The following is a 19,962-nucleotide window of genomic DNA, read 5'->3' on the forward strand; positions in this document are numbered from 1 at the left end:
TCTCTGAACCTTAAAGCTTAGACCTTCGTTCTTCCTGTTATTAATGAAATAACAAACAATACTATAAAGATAAAGAATAAAACTTTTGCGATTCCTGCGGCTCCGGCGGCAATACCTCCAAAACCAAAAATTCCGGCTATAATAGCAAGAATGATAAATATAACTGTCCAACGTAACATAATATTGATTTTTAAGTTCTTAAATATGACTGTTTATAAGCCTTTTTTGTTTATTTCAAAGTTCTTTTATTCCTACAAATCTTGTTAACTCGATACACTTTATTATTATCCCAATAAATTAATAACCACGCCAAGTATAGTGCGACTTTCACTATTATTTCAAAGTCTTACAGAATTACCATATTAATGCTTTTGAGTTAATTTTTTGATCGATTGGATTAATCGTGACTTCATTGCTGGAGTAATTTCACATAAAATTTCAAAGAACAATGGAAGTGTTATGAAACATGGTAAGTAGTCTTCCCTACAGGAACTTCCATTTTTGATGATCAACTATACTATTTTAATTATTGCGCTGCCGATCATAAGATTGCGGCGGCATCTTTGAACCTTAACGAGTTATTAACCGAACTTAAAAAATGTATCCACATGAAAACAATATCAAATAAATCCAAAATCGTTTTTTTATCTACTTTTCCGCCTACGCAATGTGGCATAGCAACCTATACTCAAGATACCATTAAAGGAATCACAGATGTTTATGGTAAATCTATCAAATGCGAAATATGTGAACTTGTTGATAAACCTAAAGAAAAGCCAACACAAGCATTTACCTTAAACACAAAAAATAGAGAAGAGTACGCTAAAGTCGCCGAGGAAATTAATCAGGATGAAACGGTAAAATTAGTGCATATTCAGCACGAATTTGGTTTGTTTTCAGGAAATTACGGAGATCATCTTTTAGATTTCTTAAATGTTATTAAAGCACCTGTTACATATACTTTCCATAGCGTAATTCCGAATCCGAATGACGAATTGAGAACGTTCGTGAGATTACTGCTGAGTTATAGCAATTCGGTTTTTGTAATGACGAATAAATCAAAAGAAATCCTAATTAATGACTACGACATCAATGAAGAAATAATTACTTGCGTACCTCATGGAACTCATATTGTGATATACGAAACTCCACAGCAGGCCAAAGAAAAATTAAACATTCATGACAGATTAGTGTTTTCAACTTTCGGACTTTTGGGCGAAGGTAAAAATATAGAAACGGGTTTACAGGCTTTACCAAAAATTATCGAAGAGGCGCCAAACGCCTTGTATTTAATTATTGGCAAAACACATCCAAATTTAATTAAGGACGGAGTTGATACTTATAGAGATAAACTAGAAAGTATCGTTGCAGATTTAAATCTTCATGATAATGTTCGTTTTGTAAATCAATATTTAGACACCGACGAACTTTTAGATTATCTAAAAGCTACCGATATTTATATGTTCACCTCAAAAGATCCAAATCAGGCTGTAAGCGGCACTTTTGCTTACGCAATGAGCTGTGCATGTCCGATTGTGGCTTCAAAAATTCCGCATACCAAAGAAGTACTGACCGCAGATTCTGGAATTTTGTGCGATATTGGAGATTCTGATCAATTTGCTGCAGCAGCAATTCAATTGATTAAAGATGAAAATCTAAGACACGAAATGGGAATTAGTTCTTTTACCAAAATGAGAGCTTCATCTTGGGAAAATGTCGGAATTACTCAAATGAATACTTATAAAAAATTGATTAAAAATCCATCAGAAATCAAATACAGCTATCCTCCTATTCAGTTAAAACATATCAAAAAACTGACTACCGAATTAGGAATTATTCAGTTCAGTAAAATTTCTATTCCAGATTTAGATTCAGGATATACTTTAGATGATAATGCAAGAGCTTTAATCGCGTTTTGTATGCACTATAAACTGACTCAGGATAAGGACGATTTGGCTTATATTTTAATCTATTTAGATTTTATTCAGCGCTGCCAAAAACCAAAAGGAGACTTTATCAACTATGTCGATCAGGAAAACCGCGAACATGTAGAACAAAATGCAGAAGTAAATCTAGAAGATTCTAATGCGAGAGCTCTTTGGGCATTAGGAACTGTAGTTTCTATGTCTGATATTCTTCCTGAAGCAATTACCAAAAAGGCGACAACATGTTTATTGAATTCTTTAAAATGGGCAGAAACCATTCAATCTCCGCGTTCAATTGGTTTTGCAACAAAAGGTTTGTATTTGTACCATTCTACAATTCCTAATTTGTACGTTGCGGCAATCATTAATAAATTAAATGCCAAACTGCTTGCCAATTATGAAAACACAGCTACAGAAGACTGGCAATGGTTTGAAAATTATCTGACTTATGGTAACGGAATCCTTCCAGAATCTATGCTTTATGCTTATTTGATTACCAATAAACCGGTTTACAAAAAAGTAGCTTTGGATTCTTTAGATTTCTTGATTTCTAAAACATTTGTAAAAGGAAATTTCAAAGCCATTTCAAATCAGAGCTGGCACCACAAAGGATCTGAGCCGGCACAATACGGAGAACAGCCAATTGATGTTACCTATACAATTCAGACTTTAAATGCATTTTATAATGCTTTTAAAACGCCTGAATACAAAAAGAAAATGAAAGCTGCATTCAACTGGTTTTTAGGAAAAAATCATTTAAATCAGATTATGTATAACCCAGTAAGCGGTGGCGGTTATGACGGACTTGAAAAAAATAATGTGAATTTAAATCAAGGCGCAGAATCTACTGTTTGCTTTCTAACTGCAAGATTATTAATGGAAAAATTAGCCATGTCACAGTCTCGTGTTATTCCTTTAATGAAATCACGAACTGGAGTAGCTATAAATTCTTAAAACATATTGAAGCTAACCAAATACTTCACTTTTTTTAAACCCTGAAAATCCCTTTTAGTTAAAAGGGATTTTTTGTTTTTAGGAACGACGCAACGTCACTTTTATTTTTTTATTGTGCAGAAGCCGATGAAAATTATATAAACTTCCAAAAAAGTTGTATAAGATTTTTACTCTTAAAAAAGAGTAATTTCATATAGAGAAAATAGGCTTTTTACCATTCCTATTTTCATTTTATATCATTCACCTTAAAACATACAATTTTGATTCTCGATATTAAAAATACATTCGCCGAAATTGGAGAAACCACAATATTCGCCAAAAGGTTTTTTAAGGAAGTTTTTATTCCGCCTTACGAGACCAGAGAATTTCTAAAACAGTGTTATGTTATAGGATACAAATCTCTGCCGCTGGTTGCCATTACAGGTTTTATTATGGGGTTGGTGCTTACGCTTCAATCACGTCCTACTTTGGTAAAATTTGGTGCAGAATCTTGGCTTCCAGGAATGGTCGCGCTTTCGCTAATAAGAGAAATTGCTCCTGTAATCACCGCTTTGATCTGTGCAGGAAAAATTTCGTCTGGAATTGGTGCCGAATTAGGATCCATGAAAGTAACCGAACAGATCGACGCCATGGAAGTTTCAGCGGTAAATCCGTATAACTATTTGGTTGTGACTCGCGTTCTTGCCTGTACTTTGATGGTTCCAATTCTAGTCTTTTTTGCCGATGCTATCGGAATCATTGGCGGTTATGTGGGCATTAACATTCACGGAGATGTAAACTTTTACCGTTTCTTAACCCAAATCGTCCAATCCTTAGAATACTTAGACTTGCTTCCGGCAACGCTAAAAACTTTCTTTTTTGGATTTTTTATCGGAATTATTGGCTGTTACAAAGGGTTTAATGCTTCTAACGGAACAGAAAGTGTGGGACAAGCCGCCAATTCAGCAGTAGTTACAGCATCGCTAAGCATTTTTATTATCGATATGGTGGCTGTTCAAATAACCGACTTATTTTTTTAAGATGATGGAGGAAAAAATACATAAAGAACCTAAAAAAACAAAAGAGAAAGATCAGACTCCGATTATTGTGATTAAAGATCTTCATAAAACTTTTGGAAAAGATAATGCCGTTTTAAAAGGTGTAAATCTCACTTTGAATAAAGGCGAAGATTTGGTGGTTTTAGGACGTTCAGGATCTGGAAAATCGGTTACTATAAAATGCATTGTCGGATTGATTGAACCTGACAAGGGAGAAATTAAAGTCTTTGACGAAAATGTTCTTAATATATCCAAAAGCGAGCTGAATGAAATTAGAGTCCGAATCGGATTTTTGTTCCAAAGCGGGGCACTTTACGATTCGATGTCTGTTAGAGAAAATCTCGCTTTTACTTTAACCAAACACAAACGCGATTTAAGCAGTGAAGAAGTGAACAAAGAAGTAATGGAAGCACTGGAAAATGTAGGCCTTGCTGAAGCCGTAGACAAAATGCCTTCTGAACTTTCTGGAGGTATGAAAAAAAGAATTGGCCTTGCCCGTACTTTAATTTTAAAACCAGAAATCATTCTTTACGATGAGCCCACAACAGGTCTGGACACGATAACATCAAGAGAAATCAGTCAGCTGATTTTAGATATTAAACACAAACAAAAAACCTCTTCGATCATTATCACTCACGATATGGCCTGCGCAAAAATGACTGCCGATCGAATTGTGGTTTTAAAAGACGGTGTCATTCACGCCGAAGGAACATACGAAGAATTAGAAAAAGACGAAGACGAATGGGTACGCTCATTTTTTCAATAAAGCAAAATAAATAATAGAAATCATGGAAAAGCAATCTGGATATACTTGGAAATTAGGAATGTTTGTTACGATAGGCTTACTGCTTTTTATAATGGCGGTATATTTTATCGGGAAACAGCAAAACCTTTTCGGATCTACCTTTCATATAACATCCCAGTTTAAAACAGTAAGCGGTTTAGAAGTCGGAAATAACGTTCGATTTTCTGGAATTAATGTCGGAACCGTAGAACAAATTCAGTTAAAAAATGACTCCACAGTTGTCGTGGTTTTAGTAATGAAAGAAGAAGTTCGAAAATTCATTAAAACCGATGCCACAGCCAGTATTGGTTCTGATGGTTTAATGGGAGACAAAGTGCTGACTATTTCGCCAGGTGCAAAATCTCAAAAAGTTATCGAAGACAACGGACAGCTAGCTTCTGTTGACGGAATTGAAATGCACGATATTATGAAAAGCGTGAAGAAAAGCGTGGATAATATTGGCGTGATTTCAGATGAAATAGCCATTTTCAGTCACAGCATGAACAACGGAAACGGTGCTTTGGCAAGATTGGTCAAAGATGATAAAATGGCCAATAGTGTTTCGAATACGCTTTCTAACCTAGAAACCGGAACAAAAGGTTTTAGCGAAAATATGGAAGCTGCAAAAAGCAATTTCCTTTTTAGAGGCTACTTCAAGAAAAAAGAAAAGGAAAAAGAGAAAAAAGCAGAAGAAAGAAAAGAGAAACAAGAGGAAAAGAAAGAAAAACAGGAAGAAGCAAAAGAAAAAGCCGCTAAAGAGAAAGAACAGAAAGAAGAAGCCAAAAAAGAGAAGAAAGAGGAACAAAAGCAGGAAGAAGCCAAGAAGAATTGATTTTTTTTAGAGAGTCCTTAGTCCTTAGCTGTTAGTCTTTAGTGCAAAGCTTAAAAGCTGAATGACAAGAACTAACAGCTAAGGACTAAGGACTAAAAGCTAAGGACTAAAAGCTAAGGGACTTCTCAAGAACCACAAATTACAAGTATATGCCTAGTACATTCAAACATACCGCCATTAAAGTTTTAAAAATTACTGGAATTTCTATTGCGGTAATTTTGTTTTTGCTATTTATTATTCCCTTGCTTTTTCCTGGGAAAATTGCTTCGGAAGTAAAGAAAATTGCCAACGAAAGATTGGATACCAAGCTGGATTTTACCAAATCGAAGCTTTCTTTTTTTACGCATTTTCCATCCCTGACCGTTTCTCTAGATGATTTGTCCATGACGGGTTCTAAACCTTTCAGCAATGACACTTTATTAAAAGCCGATCAGGTTGCTTTCGGAATCGATATCAAAAGACTTCTTTTTGATAACGAAGTCAAAATAAACAAACTGTATGTTTCGGATGCGCTGATTAATATTATGGTCAACGAAAAAGGTCAGGCCAATTATAATATTTATGTTGCTCCAGAAGATAGAGATAAAAAAGAAGATCCGAATGCTCCAGAAGAAGGAACAGCCATTCGATTGGAACGTATTGATCTGCAAAACTGCCACGTAAAATACAACGATCGTTCGGCTAAAATTTTGGTTGATGCAAAAGGTTTTAATTATGTTGGAAAAGGAAATCTCAGCGAGGACATTTTTGATCTCGCGACTGATGCGAAAATCGATAATCTGGATTTCTTTTATGACCGAACCGGTTATTTAAGACGAAAAAAAGTCAGTGCCGATTTAATTACCCGAATCAATACGCACGCCCTAACTTTTATTTTACAGAAAAATGAACTTCATATCAATAAACTGCCGCTTAAATTTACTGGTTTATTCAGCATTTTAAGAGACGGATATAAAATTAATATCAAAGCCGCTTCAGAAAATACAACCGTAAAAGATTTACTTTCTGTAATGCCTCCCGAATATTTAACATGGCTTGAAAAAACTGAAATTTCAGGAAGAAGCGATTTATTGCTCAGTTTTAAAGGAGATTACAATGTTCAGAAAAACCAGAAACCAAATTTGGCTTTCAATTTAAAAATTAATGAAGGTTCGGTAAATTATAAAAATGGGCCTGTTCCTTTAACCGATTTCCAAATGGATTTGAATGCTTTGCTTCCGTCGTTGGATACCGAAAAATTATTGGTCAACTTGAGAACATTCAAATTTAAAGTGGGCGAAAAAGATTATTTTAATGCTTATCTACACAGTAAAGGTCTAAGCGAAATGTCGATTAATGCAAGTGTGAAAGGTGCATTAGACCTTGCTGTTGTTGATGCGGCTCTAGGATTAGAAAAAATCGATCTGAAAGGAATTTTAAAAACCGATATTCAGGCGCGAGGGCTTTTTAGCACTTCCAAAAAATTATTCCCAAAAACGATTGGCGGAATTTCACTTCGAAACGGTTGGCTTAAAACAAGCTATTATCCCAACCCAATTACGAATATCACTTTTGTGGCCAACATGCTCAATAAAGCGGGAACGTATCAGGATCTGATTGTTGCCGTGGCACCCGCCTCTTTTACTTTTGAAGGAAATCCGGTTTATGTAAATGCCACTTTATCCGATTTTAGCGATTTGGCTTATAATGCCAAAATTAAGGGCGAACTGAATGTCGGCAGAATTTATAAAGTTTTCTCCCAAGAAGGTGTTGACATAACGGGTTATGCCAAAGCCGATCTTTCTTTAAAAGGAAAACAAAGTTATGCCACAACAGGACAATACGATAAACTGGACAACAAAGGAACATTATTGCTTAAAAATATAAAAGCAACTTCAGAATTGTTTCCAAAGGCTTTCTTTATTAAACAGGGAAATTTTCGTTTTCAGAACGAAAAAATGTGGTTTGAAAAATTCAATGCTTCTTACGGAAAATCAGATTTTGATATTAACGGTTATCTGCTCAATACGATTAATTATTTCTTAGAATCGAAAGGAACTCTGAGCGGCAATTTCAACTTAAAATCTAAACTGATTAATGTTGACGAATTTATGGCGCTTGAAACTGGCGAAAATAAAGACCGCAATATTGAAGTCGAATACGCCAAAGAAGATCATCCAAAAATGAGTGGTGTAGTCATTATTCCGAAAAACTTAAATGTCAATTTAGATGCAAGTGCAGACAAAATCGAATACAATAAATTAGTTTTTAACAAACTAAATGGAAAAATTGGAATAAAAAAAGAAGGATTTTACTTAGAAAACATTACCTTTAATATTATTGACTGCATTTTAGGAGTTAATGCGCTGTATAAGGACGAGTCTCCAACTTCTGCACATTTTGATGCACATTTTACAGCTAAGGATTTTGATGTTCAGAGAGCATACAAAGAAATTCCGATGTTTCATGATATGGTCACTGCAGCTGAAAAAGCACACGGAATAATCTCTGTCGACTATAAAATAAAAGGAGATCTGAATGGAAATATGGGGCCTATTTATGAATCTATGCAAGGCGGAGGAACCATTAATTTACGTGATGTAAAAATTAAAGGACTGAAACTTTTTGATGGAATTAGTTCTAAAACAGGACAAAGCGGTTTGAGCGATCCAGATATGGAAGGAATCGAAATCAAATCGACTATAGATAAAAATCTTATTAGTATTGAGCCATTTACCTTTACCGTGGCCAGCTTTAAGCCAACAATTAAAGGAACTACAAGCTTTGACGGACTTTTGGATCTCAGAATGCGTTTAGGTCTTCCGCTTTTCGGAATCATAGGTTTTCCGATTGTAATTACAGGAACACACGAAGCTCCAAAAATTAAAATATTCAGCAAAACGGGACAAGAAATTAATCCTGCAGTTTATGATGAAAAAAACAATAAAGTTATTCGAAAAGAAAAACTAAGCAAAACTCAAAAAAAATAATAATGAGTTCTAAATCTCCACATAGCGGCGGTGCATTCGAAAAATTTGCTTCTAAAGTTTCAAAAGCTGCAGGAAGCACAACGGCATTTATCAGTGCGTTTATCATCGTTTTGGCGTGGGCGGTTTCAGGCCCCATTTTCGATTATTCTGAGACTTGGCAATTGGTCATCAACACTGGAACGACAATTATTACTTTTTTGATGGTTTTCTTAATTCAGAAAGCACAAAATAAAGATTCGCTTGCTATTCAGCTAAAACTAAACGAACTCGTAGCTTCCAACGAATTATCGAGCAATAGTCTGGTTGATATCGAAAATATGACGGAAGAAGAAATGATCATTATTCAGAAATATTATCACCATTTGAGCCAATTGGCAAAAAAAGATAAAAGTATTAGAACGTCCCATTCTCTTGCAGAAGCAAATGAGCTTCATAGCCGTAAAAAAGAAAAAAACACCAAACCAGATAACACTAAAAAGATTGCCAAGAATACCACTAAAAAAATAACCAAAAAATGAAATTGAGCTCTACAGAAACGTATTGGCCTTTAAAAAATGCCATAAAACAAAGTTACCCCTCCCTAGATTCTGATATTCACACCGATATTTTAATTATTGGTGGAGGCATAACAGGAGCTTTAATAGCTTATAAATTATTAAACGAAGGAAAAAAAATCGTGCTTGTAGACCGTCGAGATGTTTGCGGCGGAAGCACTTCGGGCAGCACTGCTTTACTACAATATGAAATTGATGTTCCTTTGCATCAGCTCATTAAGCTTCGCGGCGCGAGATGCGCCGTAGACAGTTACCAGAACGGAAAAAAAGCCATTTTTGATCTTCGAAATATAATTGATGCAGTTGGCTGTGACTGCGGTTTTGAGTTCAAAAAAAGCGTTTATTTTACTACTTTAAAAAAAGATGTCCCGTATTTAAAAAATGAATTTAAAGCCAGAAAACAGCATGGTTTTGAAATCAGCTGGCTGAGCCGATCAGAATTGCAGAAAATGGGACTGAATGCCATTGCGGGCATAGAATCTAAAACGGCCGCGGTTATGGATCCTTTTAAGCTGGCAAGCGATCTTTTGTTTCATTGCCATGAAAAAGGAATGCCAATTTTTGACCGAACCAATATCGCTTCTATTCAGCATCAAAAAGGCAAAATCATTGCTACTACAGATTCTAAATGTGTCATAACAGCGGGGCATATTATACATTGCACGGGCTACGAAAGCACAGAAACCCTAAAAGAAAAAGTGGTCGATTTAAAAAGCACTTACGTTATTGCATCAGAAAGTCAGCACGATCTTCCGGAGCATTTTAGAAATACTATTTTTTGGGATACTGCAGCGCCTTATCATTACATTAGAACTACAGAAGATAACCGTATAATAATGGGCGGCGGAGACGAGGATTTTAAAGATACTTCCAAACGCGATAAACTGCTTCCTAAAAAAGAAGCTTATCTTTTAAAACAATTCTTTAAACGATTTCCAGACTTAAATTTCAAAATCGATTATTCCTGGGCAGGAACTTTCGGAGAAACCAAAGACGGCCTTCCCTATTTCGGAAAACCAAATCCGAGAAAAAATGAGCATTATATCCTAGGATTCGGCGGAAACGGAATCACCTTCAGCGTACTCGGAATGAATTCTATTTTGGATTCCATTCATAACAAAAAAAATACGGATTTGGATTATTATCGGTTTGGGCGCTGAAAAAAGCGTTGCTTTTTTAGGGACAAAGAGACAAAGGTTCAAAGTAGCAAAGTTTTAATTTTGTTACTTTGAACCTTTGAGATTTATATCTTATATCTAATATTTTTTAGAGAAAATGAAAAAGGTTCAGAGAGATAAAGTTTAAAATCTTTTTCCACTCTGAACCTTCGACTTGTATATATATTATGCTTAAAAGCTAACGAATTCAATTAAAAAAGCTAACCTTACTTTAAAAGCAGGTAAAACCTTTGCCACTTTGTCTCTCTGCAACTTTGTCCCTCAATTACGCAGTAATCGCCAAAGAATTCAAATTAAACTTATATTCTTTTGGGCTGCAATTGAATTTTTGTTTGAATATTTTAGAGAAATAGCTTCTGCTGGTGAAACCAATGCAGTAAACAATTTCTGAAATATTTAAGTCAGATGTTCTAATTAAAATTTCGGCTTTTAGAACACGCATGTGTGTGATGTAATCGTTGACTGTGCGGTTGTGAATCATTTTGAAGCCTTCCTGAAGTTTGTTTGGAGACAATCCCGATTTTTTGCTTAGTGATTTTATAGAAAAAGCTTCTTCTGGACTTGATTTTATAAATTCTGAAAGTTCTTTTATTTCTTCCATTTCTCTTAAGGTCAATCCGTTTGATTCATTTGCAAAAGCATGAAGATCGTCTGAATGCTGTTGAATTTCCATAGCGAGAATAATTCGCATAATACCTTCTTTAAGTAAATTGCGAACAATGCCCGTTTGTGTAATCGAGTTAAGCTGTTCAATTTTTTCTGCAATCTGCAAATTATAAGAACCTATATAAAAGAAATCTGTTACCTGATTGTTTTCAAAAAAAGTATCTTTCACTTGTTGATTTAATGAATGAACTTGATTTGCAGGATCAATTTGAGTTCCGACAATAATTAGGGTCAACTTTGTTTTCTTTCCTTTTTCAAAGTATAAAACATTATCTTGATTTTGCTTAGAAGTTACAATTGCAGTCTGAAAGGTTTTTAGCTTTCGCTCTTCTCCATTCAATCCAAAACTATGTGCAAGATTACCTTTTGAGCAATAGGCAAAATAAATTGGCGACGATTTTACATTTAGAAAATCCAGTCTCACATCTGCAGAAAATGTCATGTCAAACTGAACATAGGAGATATTGTCGTTAAACGAAGCTCCAATTATAGAACCTTCAGCAAAACTATTTTCAACTTGAAGTGCATACTCATCTAAATCAAAAGTCACTTTTCCGCCAAAACTAGTCTGAAGTTCATCAAATATATTTTGAGTTTTTTCTGTATTTATAGTAATAATTTTCATGGTTCGCCGGATTTTAAATTATAATTTGCAAAACAGATTATTTCTATCGAAAATCTGAAATTCAAAGTTCGTTTAAAGACACGCCAAGAATGTTATATAATTTTTCGGTTTTGTTTTATAATTCCTTATAAATGTTTAATTTAAGGTACATCAAATAGTATAAGAATATAGTATGAAAAGTTTTTCGTTTGCCCCAATAAGTTCTCCTTCTTCTAAAATTCTGATTTTAGGCACAATGCCTGGAACAAAATCTTTAGAACTCAATCAATATTATGGCCATAATCAGAATAACTTTTGGAAGTTTATGTTTCAGATTCTTGGAGAAGATTTTTCTACTGATTATGAAACTCGAAAAAACCTATTAATCAAAAACAACATTGCACTTTGGGATGTCTTACAATTTTGCGATCGTATAGGAAGCTTGGACAGCGCGATAAAAAATGAAATTGCAAATGACTTTGAACATTTTTTAGAAATTCATCCTCAAATAGAAAGCATTCTTTTTAACGGACAAAAAGCGGCGGCTTTTTTTAAGAAATACGTTCACTTAACAAAAGAATATAAAACTTTTACGCTTCCTTCTACCAGTCCAGCCAATGCTGGTAAGACTTTCCAAGATAAATTACAGGAATGGAGCATCGTTAAAACCTTATTATAAAGAAGCAGTTTTTATAGAATTAAAATGCAAATATTGAAATCATGTAACTTTTTTCGTTTAAAGTATAACAAAATTCAACCACTCTCGATCTAATTTTACATCAAAGAAAAATAAGCCATATTGAAGATTTGATGAACGAAAAGAAAAGGCTTTCTTCTTATTAAAATTTACAAAGCAAACTGTAAAAAGTTTAGTCTATAAAGAGAACATTGGTTATGTTAGTTTATTTTTGGGAAAAAGCTACTCTATAGAAATATAGAGTAGTTTTGTTTTTATAGGCTACCTTTAATCTAAAAAAACATGAAAATTCAAACATATTACAATCATATACGGTTTTATCCACCGCACCATTTTATCTATTATCCTGTTTTAATTTTATTCTTAGCCACGAGTATTTACTTAGGCATTACAACAGAAGATTATTTAATTTGGGGATTTATTAGCGTAATCTTTATATTTCTTTTTGCATTGGCCTATATGCTGCGCCAGCACTATGCTTTAACGCTTCAAAATAGAATTGTGCGCTTAGAAATGCGTTACCGTTATTTCACTTTAACAGGCAAAAGATTCGAAGAATTTGAATATAAACTCACAGACGATCAAATATTTGCGCTTCGCTTTGCACCAGACGACGAATTGGTTCCGCTTGTAGAAGATGCATTAAAAAACAGCTTGACAGGCGATGCAATCAAAAAAGCAATCGTGCACTGGAAAGCAGATTATCATAGAGTTTAGCAACTATTTATTTTTCTTTTTATTGAAAATCAGATAAAAAAGAAATAATATAATCCAAACTGAAATAATTACTACAAAATAAATTGCAATAATATTAGGATGCAAATAATTAGGTTCGTAAAACAATTTATCCAGAGTTGTAAATTTTTCTGCTAAAGCTTTCCTGTCAAAATTATTTCTGATCGCATTAAGCGGTTCGTCACGGTTAGCTTTATAATGATAAACATCTTGTGTCAGCTCTTTCGGAATGAGATTGGTTTCGATATTGTATTTCTTCAAAAGTGTATCCAATTTCTGGAAGGCATACGTTAGCGAATCTTTCTTAGCATTATACAATAATTTATAACGATCCACTGCGGCTTGATACTTTTGTTTATCGAGAGAATCTCCCTGAACAGGATTAAATAAAGACTTATTTTCCAGAAAAATACAAATATCATCATCGTGTTCTGGATGAACAGGGACACTCTTAAAAATAATTTGTGTACTGTCTCCTACAATTCTTTTTGAGATTACTCTTTTGTGTATTTCTTCTTTATCAAAACCCAGAATATCAAAAATGCTGTCTGCTGTATTTGTTGTTTTGTCAAAAGTGCTTGTTAAAGCAGTTATCGTATCTATACTATAATAATTGGTTTCTGTAATAGCATATTCACCCGGAACAATAGTGTCTTCTTCTTTTAGTACAGGATAAGGTTTTGGATATAAAATATTCTCGTAATTGAACAATTTCTCCGAACTATATGACGTATATCCATACAAAAAAGGATTCAAAACATTCAACAGCTTTTTGTCCTTATTAAAATCATTTTCAGACAATTCTGTTTTCAGTTTGGCATTCATTCCAAAACTATAACTCACAAAAAAGGAAAAAGTCAGAAAGGAAATAAACAGCAGACAAGCGCCAATCTTAAACAAATTTCCTCCTTTATAATTTTCTCTAGAATGATTTCGAATCAGAAAAATAAGAAAGAAAAGCAAAAACAAACCACTGACAAAAAAATGCGAAATCGAAACATCATCGTAAAATTTAAATCGGTAAAATTCGGTGTAGATGTTAATATTTTTAAGCCCTTTGAAGGTTAAATAACCGTATAAAAAATAAGCTACATGGATAAAGGTTAATACAATAACAGATTTTACAAAATAACGTTGTAGAGTTTTATTCATTTTTTAAGGTGCTAAGGTTCTAAGATGCTAAGACTAGAAGTATATTTTTGAAGTTTCTAATATACTGAAATTTTATTTTAGCATAAAAATATTACAAATAAAAAAGACGTGAAAAAAATCACGTCTTTAAAAAATTTTGTTACTTGGACATCTGCCAATCTTTGGTTAGATGCACTGCAGTGCATCTCTGCATTCACAGAATCAAAAACCTTTGTCACTTTGTCACTTTGCACCTTAGAAACTCAGAACCTAGAACCTTAGAACCTTTATTTCGTCAAATCAAACCCTTCTTTAACGATCTCACTTTCAACCTTATCAATCAATTTATTGGTTTTGCCTGTCAATCGTTCTTTTTTCCAATCGCCTTTAACATACATTATAACGGTAATCAAAGCTGTTACAACAGAAGCAATCGGAAACGCCCACCAAATACCAACTTTTCCTAAAGAAGTATTGTGCGACAAAATAAAAGCCAACGGAAACTGAATTACCCATTGAGAAACCAAAGTCAAAACCATTGGCAATTTGGTATTTCCAACGGCGCGGAAAACTCCAGTCAAGCAAAGCTGTAATCCTAAAAATCCCCAAGAAAGGCATGTAATTCTTAATAATTCTGTTCCTCCTTCAATAACGGCCTGATCGTTTGGAACAAAAAAAGCAATTAAATGCGGCGCAAAAATAAAAGCGATAATTCCAAGACCTGTCAATAATCCGAAACCGAGATAGGCACCTAGTTTTGCAATTTCAGTTGCTCGGTCGATATTTCCTGCGCCAATATTTTGTCCGACAAGAGTCGCAATCGCCATCGATAGTCCCAAAGCAGGAATCAGAATCAGCTGAATTAAATTGGAACCGGCTCCGTAAGAAGCCACCGTTAAAGTACCAAAACGAACAATCAAAAACGTAATCGCCATCATTCCTAAGGCACGCATAGACTGTTCTATAGAAGATGGAAAACCAATTTCAAAAGCTCTTTTTATGTGTTTGTAATCGGGTTTGAAATCGGCAAGACGAATATGAATTCCGTGTTTTCCTCTAAACAGAATTGCAAACCCAATTATAATCGCTAAAAGCTGTGTCGATAAAGTTGCCAATGCTGCGCCTTTTACGCCCATAGCGGGAATAAAATTCCATCCGTAAATAAACAACGGATCTAGCGCAAAATTCAGAATAACAGTTCCTAAAACAATATAAACTGGCAACGTCACACGTCCAACTCCACGCATAATAGATTGGAAAATCATGAATCCGAAACTAAAAACCAAACCAACAAATGCTACTCGCATGAATCCTAAAGCATCAACATAAACTGCTGGTTCTACTTTTAGCAGATATAAAAAATAGGGACTTAAAATATAACCAATAATGGATAATACAATAGAAACTATAATCACCATCGACAAAGTTTGTGCGGCAACGTGATTGACCATTGCCTGATTTCCTGCTCCAAAATATTGTGCAATCAAAATAGAACCTGCAATAGCCAGTCCGGTTCCTAAAGCTATGGTTAAAAATATGACAGGCGTACTTATGGAAACTGCCGCAACGGCATCTCCGCCCAAGCGTCCTACCCAAAAAGCATCTACTAACTGATATGCGGCTTGTAACAAATTAGCAATCATAATTGGAACTGCTAATTTTAATAATGAAGAAAGGATTGGCCCTTCTAACAATTCATTTTTTTTCATTTATTCGAAATAATTATTTAAAAATAAGTTGACATATCAACTTTTAAAGTTCAAAAAAAATTAAAGCGTTTCGAGTTTGTCTGCATAAAACTTTACTGCATTCAACGCTTCGATTCTTTCTTTTGGAGAAAAAACAGACATTACTTCTTCTTCTGCCCTTTTCATCAGCGACCGAATATTTTTAGCCATTATGATACCTTCCTCGGTAAGACTTACAATGTTTTTGCGTTTATCCATTTTGTCTTTTACGACCTCAACCAATTTCTTTTTTTCGAGTGCTGAAATACTTCTCAAAATAGATGATTTATCACGCATCGTTTTATCTGATAATTCTCTCTGCGAAAGACTTTTGTGATTCAAAATCATAAGCAAAGGCAATTGTTCCAGCTGCAATGTGATTCCTGCTTCAGTCATTAACGCATTTGTCCGTCTAAAAATTGCTCGTTTTATACGGTTAATCTGAAAGAAGAAACTATCTGATATTTCTTCTTTCCAAAAATTTGAAAAACTTGCTGTATCGGTATGTTTTTTTTCCATGAGGCAAATTTACAAAAAAGAGTGACATGTCAACTATTTTTAAAAACAAATTCTTATTTTACTGATAACCAAATGATTTCTAAAAATAATTCAATACAAAAAAGAAAAATGAAAGATAATTTTCGCTAACTTTAATTGTTAAATTTTACCTAATAAAACTTAAAAAACCAATCTGATGAAAAATTTCCTATTTCTTTTGATGCTAACATTTTTTTGGATTCCGGTAAACGCTCAGAATGTTGCAGATAATATTTCGAGCGAAAGCTTAACAACCTCTAAAACTTTCGACGAGGAATTTCAAGACAGCTATGCAGACGATCTGCCTTGGCATGCAAGACGATTTAAAGTAACTGCGGGTGCTTTTTTTCCTATTAACAATACCGAAATTCGTGTTGATGGCAATAATGGTAACATTGGTACAAAAATCGATCTTGAAGACGATTTAGGTTTTAATAAATCGAGTTCTTCTTTTATGGGAACTTTTGACTGGAGAATTTCAAGAAGATCCAGATTAGGAGCTGAATATTTTGTTTTGAACAGAAGCTCTACCAAAACTTTAGAAAGGGAAATTAATTTTGGAGATCATACTTACGATGTAAATGCAAGAGTAACGGCTTTCTTTGACATACAAATTGCCAGAATTGCTTATGGATATGCGATTATCTCGAAACCTAAATACGAAGCGGGTTTACTTATTGGAGCGCATGTGCTTTTTGGTGATTTAGGTATGCGTCTTGATACTCAGCAAACCAGCCAAGAAATAAGAGACAATTTCAGTTTTACCGCTCCTCTTCCTGATCTTGGTATTTGGGGTGAATTTGTTTTGGGAAAACGTGTGGGACTTTATGCTAATGTTAATTACTTGGCGGCTAAAATTGATAATATAGATGGACACATTATAAGTTACGGACTTTCTGTTTTGTATAATGTGCATCAAAACTTTAGTCTTAATGCTGGCTACACTGGTTTAAATTTTAAAGTAGATGCTGTTGGAAAACGTTTTAACGGCGATTTAAAATGGGGCTATAATGGACCAACGATTACAGCTGTTTATACCTTTGGAAATCATGTGAAGCTTTATAAACATTGAGGTTCTAAGGTGCTGAGATGCTAAGGTTCTAAGTTTTTTTTTAACCGCTAAGGACGCAAAGAATTATGTAAGGTTCGCAAAGGTTTTATGCAAAGCTTTCTAACTAAACAAAATATTCTCGCAAAGACGCGAAGGCGCAAAGTTTTTTGCCACAAATTTCACAAATTTTCGCTAATTTTCGTGTATTTATGGCCTCATTTTTTGTCTTCCTGAGCGAAGTCGAAGGACACGCAAGAAACTCTGCAACGATAATAAAAATTTGTGAAATTTGTGAAATTTGTGGCTAAAAAAAAATCAACGCAAAACATATCTATAAAACTTTGCGAACTTAATTTCTAGAACCTGCTTCAGCTTTAATTAAAAAAATCTTTGCGTACTTTGCGTTAAAAAAAAAACACAATCTACATCAAAAAACAAACCCGACCTCGTAAACGAAATCGGGTTTATTACCAAACTTAAACTTACTTAACTTAACTCAAAATAAAACTTTATAAACTTAGAAGCTCAAAAGCTTAGAAGCTTAGAATCTTAAAAAATCATTATTCTATTGGAGAAAATTTTATTGCTGTTCCTCCACCAGCTGCCAATTTGATATTTAAAACAGTTTTGCTGTTTACTTTTTGTTTAGAGATTGTAACGGGATACGGATTTGTTTTATAATTTGCTCCTTCTCCATCTGCATAAATTTCTGCTTCGTATTCTTTGTTTTTATCCAAAAACGAAAGCGCTACTTTCAGCTCTCTGGCATTTCTATTGGTAATCGAACCTAAATACCAGTTTTTCTCCTCCCAGTCTTTACGAGCGATTGTAGTGTATTCTCCAATTTTAGAATCTAAAACTTTGGTATCTGACCAAGTGCATGGCACATCTTTTACGAATTGAAACTCTGGTTTTCCTTCATAATTTTCAGGTAAATCTGAAGCCATTTGCAACGGACTGAAAATAATCACGTACAACGCCAATTGATTGGCCAAAGTGGTCTGCACTTTTGCACCAGACGGCGTTTTGTAATCAAAATTGAAGTTTCCTGGCGTGTAATCAAAGGGTCCAGATAGCATTCTTGTAAAAGGCAAAGTCGTTAAATGCTCTGGCGTATTTCCTCCATCTACAGACCATGCATTGTATTCTTGTCCTCTACCGCCTTCTTGCGACATAAAGTTCGGATACGTACGCTGTAAACCAGTTCCTTTCATTGGTTCGTGGTTATCAATCATGATATGATATTTAGCCGCAGTTTCCATTACTTTTCTGTAGTGACGCGCTCCGTACTGGCTGTCGTGCCATTCTTTTTTATCCAAATACTTGTTTACATAACCCGTTTTAACCGAATTCACTCCCATTTTTTGATACAATTTAAAAGCATCTTCCAATTGGTTTTCATAGTTTTTGGTTGCTCCAGCCGTTTCATGATGTCCGATTAAACGAACATTTTTCATAGCGGCGTATTTGGTAATTTCTTCCAAATTAAAATCTGGATATGCTTTTGTAAAACTAAATGCAGATCCGTCAGCTGTCCAGTCACCATCCCAGCCTTCGTTCCAGCCTTCTACTAGAACGCCGTCAAAATTATTTTTCGCAGCAAAATCAATATATTCTTTTGTGTTTTTGGTTGTAGCACCATGTTTTGGTCCTTGTCCCCAAGTATATTTTTCTAAATGCATTCCCCACCAGATTCCAATATATTTTGAAGGCGTAATCCAAGATAAATCTTCAATTTTTGACGGTTCGTTTAGGTTTAGCATAATGGTAGAAGTGGCTACTTCTCCAGGATTTTTGCCCACAACAATCGTTCTCCAAGGCGTTTTAAAAGGCGTTTCAGCGTAGACTTTTACGCCATCAGCCCACGGCACTAGATCACTTTTGTATTGTTTATCAGTAGTTTTTAATAACGTCATTGAGGCAAAATCAGTTAAATTGGCTTCGTGAATCGCTACATACAATTTGTCTTTAGTTTCAAAAGTTGCTGGTGTATTAATGGTATCGGTTTTACTCATTAAGGTTTTGCGATATTCGCTTTCGTAATAACTATTTTCGCGATGCACCGGAATCCACCAAACTTCGTTATTGTCTTTAAAAGTAAATTGCGTTACTTCATTCGAAATTTTGACTTTTCCTAAATGCGGCTGTTTTGGAAATTCATAACGGAATCCAATACCATCGTCAAAAACTCTAAAAATAATATCAACCAAACGCTCCTCGCCTTTTGCTTCTTTTAAGTGAACAATCAGTTCGTTATGATGATCTCTTACTTTTTTGAATTCACCCCAAGGCTGTTCCCAAGTTTCATCTGCCGATTTTTCTTCTGTTGAAACGACTTCAAAACCATCGGTCATTTTGGCTAATCCTTGAAATTCAAATCCCATAAGAGAAGGTTCAATAACCGATTTTCCGTTAGAAGAAAAACTATATTGAGGCTGTCCAGAAGGAGTTAATTCAAAAGTTAATTCAGAGATTTTTTCAGGAGAACTGATTTTATACGTTTTTTTAGTACTGCAGGCCATAACGAGCATCGATGCCAAAGCCACTATACAGTATCTATATTTTCTGTTTTTCATTATTT

16 protein-coding genes are annotated in these 19,962 nt (G+C 34.5%); 10 read left to right on the forward strand and 6 right to left on the reverse strand.

The window, feature by feature from the left end:
- Positions 1-17 precede the first annotated feature (17 nt).
- On the reverse strand, positions 18-179 hold the full coding sequence (locus tag ACWA1F_RS17030) for a DUF1328 family protein (protein ID WP_306159476.1): 162 nt from the start codon (positions 177-179) through the stop codon (positions 18-20).
- 429 nt (positions 180-608) lie between these two features.
- On the opposite strand from ACWA1F_RS17030, the gene ACWA1F_RS17035 reads away from it, so the two are divergent.
- From ACWA1F_RS17035 to ACWA1F_RS17065, 7 genes are all read left to right on the forward strand, one after another.
- Positions 609-2,879 carry a glycosyltransferase gene (locus tag ACWA1F_RS17035; RefSeq protein WP_456895356.1) on the forward strand — a complete coding sequence of 757 codons (2,271 nt, stop codon included), beginning with the start codon at positions 609-611 and terminating at the stop codon, positions 2,877-2,879.
- Positions 2,880-3,139: 260 nt separating this feature from the next.
- Positions 3,140-3,898, forward strand: coding sequence for an MlaE family ABC transporter permease (locus ACWA1F_RS17040; RefSeq protein WP_306159480.1), 759 nt, complete (start codon positions 3,140-3,142; stop codon positions 3,896-3,898).
- 4 nt (positions 3,899-3,902) lie between these two features.
- Positions 3,903-4,682 carry an ABC transporter ATP-binding protein gene (locus ACWA1F_RS17045; protein ID WP_456895410.1) on the forward strand — a complete coding sequence of 260 codons (780 nt, stop codon included), beginning with the start codon at positions 3,903-3,905 and terminating at the stop codon, positions 4,680-4,682.
- A 22-nt stretch (positions 4,683-4,704) separates the two neighbouring features.
- The gene (locus ACWA1F_RS17050; RefSeq protein WP_306159484.1) at positions 4,705-5,532 is read left to right on the forward strand and encodes an MlaD family protein; all 828 of its coding nucleotides are present in this window, start codon (positions 4,705-4,707) and stop codon (positions 5,530-5,532) included.
- 149 nt (positions 5,533-5,681) lie between these two features.
- Complete coding sequence (locus tag ACWA1F_RS17055; protein WP_456895359.1) at positions 5,682-8,501, forward strand: AsmA family protein; 2,820 nt, start codon at positions 5,682-5,684, stop codon at positions 8,499-8,501.
- Positions 8,502-8,503: 2 nt separating this feature from the next.
- A complete protein-coding gene (locus tag ACWA1F_RS17060) occupies positions 8,504-9,019 on the forward strand; it encodes a low affinity iron permease family protein (protein WP_306159523.1) in 516 nt (171 codons plus the stop codon).
- On the forward strand, positions 9,016-10,215 hold the full coding sequence (locus tag ACWA1F_RS17065) for an NAD(P)/FAD-dependent oxidoreductase (RefSeq protein WP_456895361.1): 1,200 nt from the start codon (positions 9,016-9,018) through the stop codon (positions 10,213-10,215). Before ACWA1F_RS17060 ends, ACWA1F_RS17065 begins: the two co-directional genes overlap by 4 nt.
- A 283-nt stretch (positions 10,216-10,498) precedes the next feature.
- Here the strand turns inward: ACWA1F_RS17065 and ACWA1F_RS17070 are convergent, their stop codons facing one another.
- Positions 10,499-11,524 carry a helix-turn-helix domain-containing protein gene (locus ACWA1F_RS17070; RefSeq protein WP_306159490.1) on the reverse strand — a complete coding sequence of 342 codons (1,026 nt, stop codon included), beginning with the start codon at positions 11,522-11,524 and terminating at the stop codon, positions 10,499-10,501.
- Positions 11,525-11,696: 172 nt separating this feature from the next.
- Here ACWA1F_RS17070 and ACWA1F_RS17075 point away from each other — a divergent pair, with 172 nt between their 5' ends.
- On the forward strand, positions 11,697-12,182 hold the full coding sequence (locus tag ACWA1F_RS17075) for a DNA-deoxyinosine glycosylase (RefSeq protein WP_456895363.1): 486 nt from the start codon (positions 11,697-11,699) through the stop codon (positions 12,180-12,182).
- Between the two features lie 300 nt (positions 12,183-12,482).
- The gene (locus tag ACWA1F_RS17080) at positions 12,483-12,917 is read left to right on the forward strand and encodes a DUF6526 family protein (RefSeq protein ID WP_456895365.1); all 435 of its coding nucleotides are present in this window, start codon (positions 12,483-12,485) and stop codon (positions 12,915-12,917) included.
- A gap of 3 nt (positions 12,918-12,920) precedes the next feature.
- On the opposite strand, the gene ACWA1F_RS17085 is transcribed toward ACWA1F_RS17080, so the two are convergent.
- The 3 genes from ACWA1F_RS17085 to ACWA1F_RS17095 form a co-directional block, all read right to left on the reverse strand.
- Positions 12,921-14,087 (reverse strand): hypothetical protein, encoded by a 1,167-nt coding sequence (locus ACWA1F_RS17085; RefSeq protein ID WP_456895367.1) that lies wholly within the window; start codon positions 14,085-14,087, stop codon positions 12,921-12,923.
- Positions 14,088-14,353: 266 nt separating this feature from the next.
- The gene (locus tag ACWA1F_RS17090) at positions 14,354-15,775 is read right to left on the reverse strand and encodes an MATE family efflux transporter (protein ID WP_456895369.1); all 1,422 of its coding nucleotides are present in this window, start codon (positions 15,773-15,775) and stop codon (positions 14,354-14,356) included.
- A 60-nt stretch (positions 15,776-15,835) separates the two neighbouring features.
- Entirely contained in the window at positions 15,836-16,312 is a 477-nt protein-coding gene (locus tag ACWA1F_RS17095; RefSeq protein WP_306159499.1) for a MarR family winged helix-turn-helix transcriptional regulator, read from the reverse strand.
- A gap of 175 nt (positions 16,313-16,487) precedes the next feature.
- Here ACWA1F_RS17095 and ACWA1F_RS17100 point away from each other — a divergent pair, with 175 nt between their 5' ends.
- The gene (locus tag ACWA1F_RS17100; protein ID WP_456895371.1) at positions 16,488-17,402 is read left to right on the forward strand and encodes a hypothetical protein; all 915 of its coding nucleotides are present in this window, start codon (positions 16,488-16,490) and stop codon (positions 17,400-17,402) included.
- 539 nt (positions 17,403-17,941) lie between these two features.
- Here the strand turns inward: ACWA1F_RS17100 and ACWA1F_RS17105 are convergent.
- A complete protein-coding gene (locus ACWA1F_RS17105; protein WP_456895373.1) occupies positions 17,942-19,957 on the reverse strand; it encodes a glycoside hydrolase family 97 protein in 2,016 nt (671 codons plus the stop codon).
- Positions 19,958-19,962: the final 5 nt, after the last annotated feature.

This window comes from Flavobacterium erigeronis, from assembly GCF_054075165.1.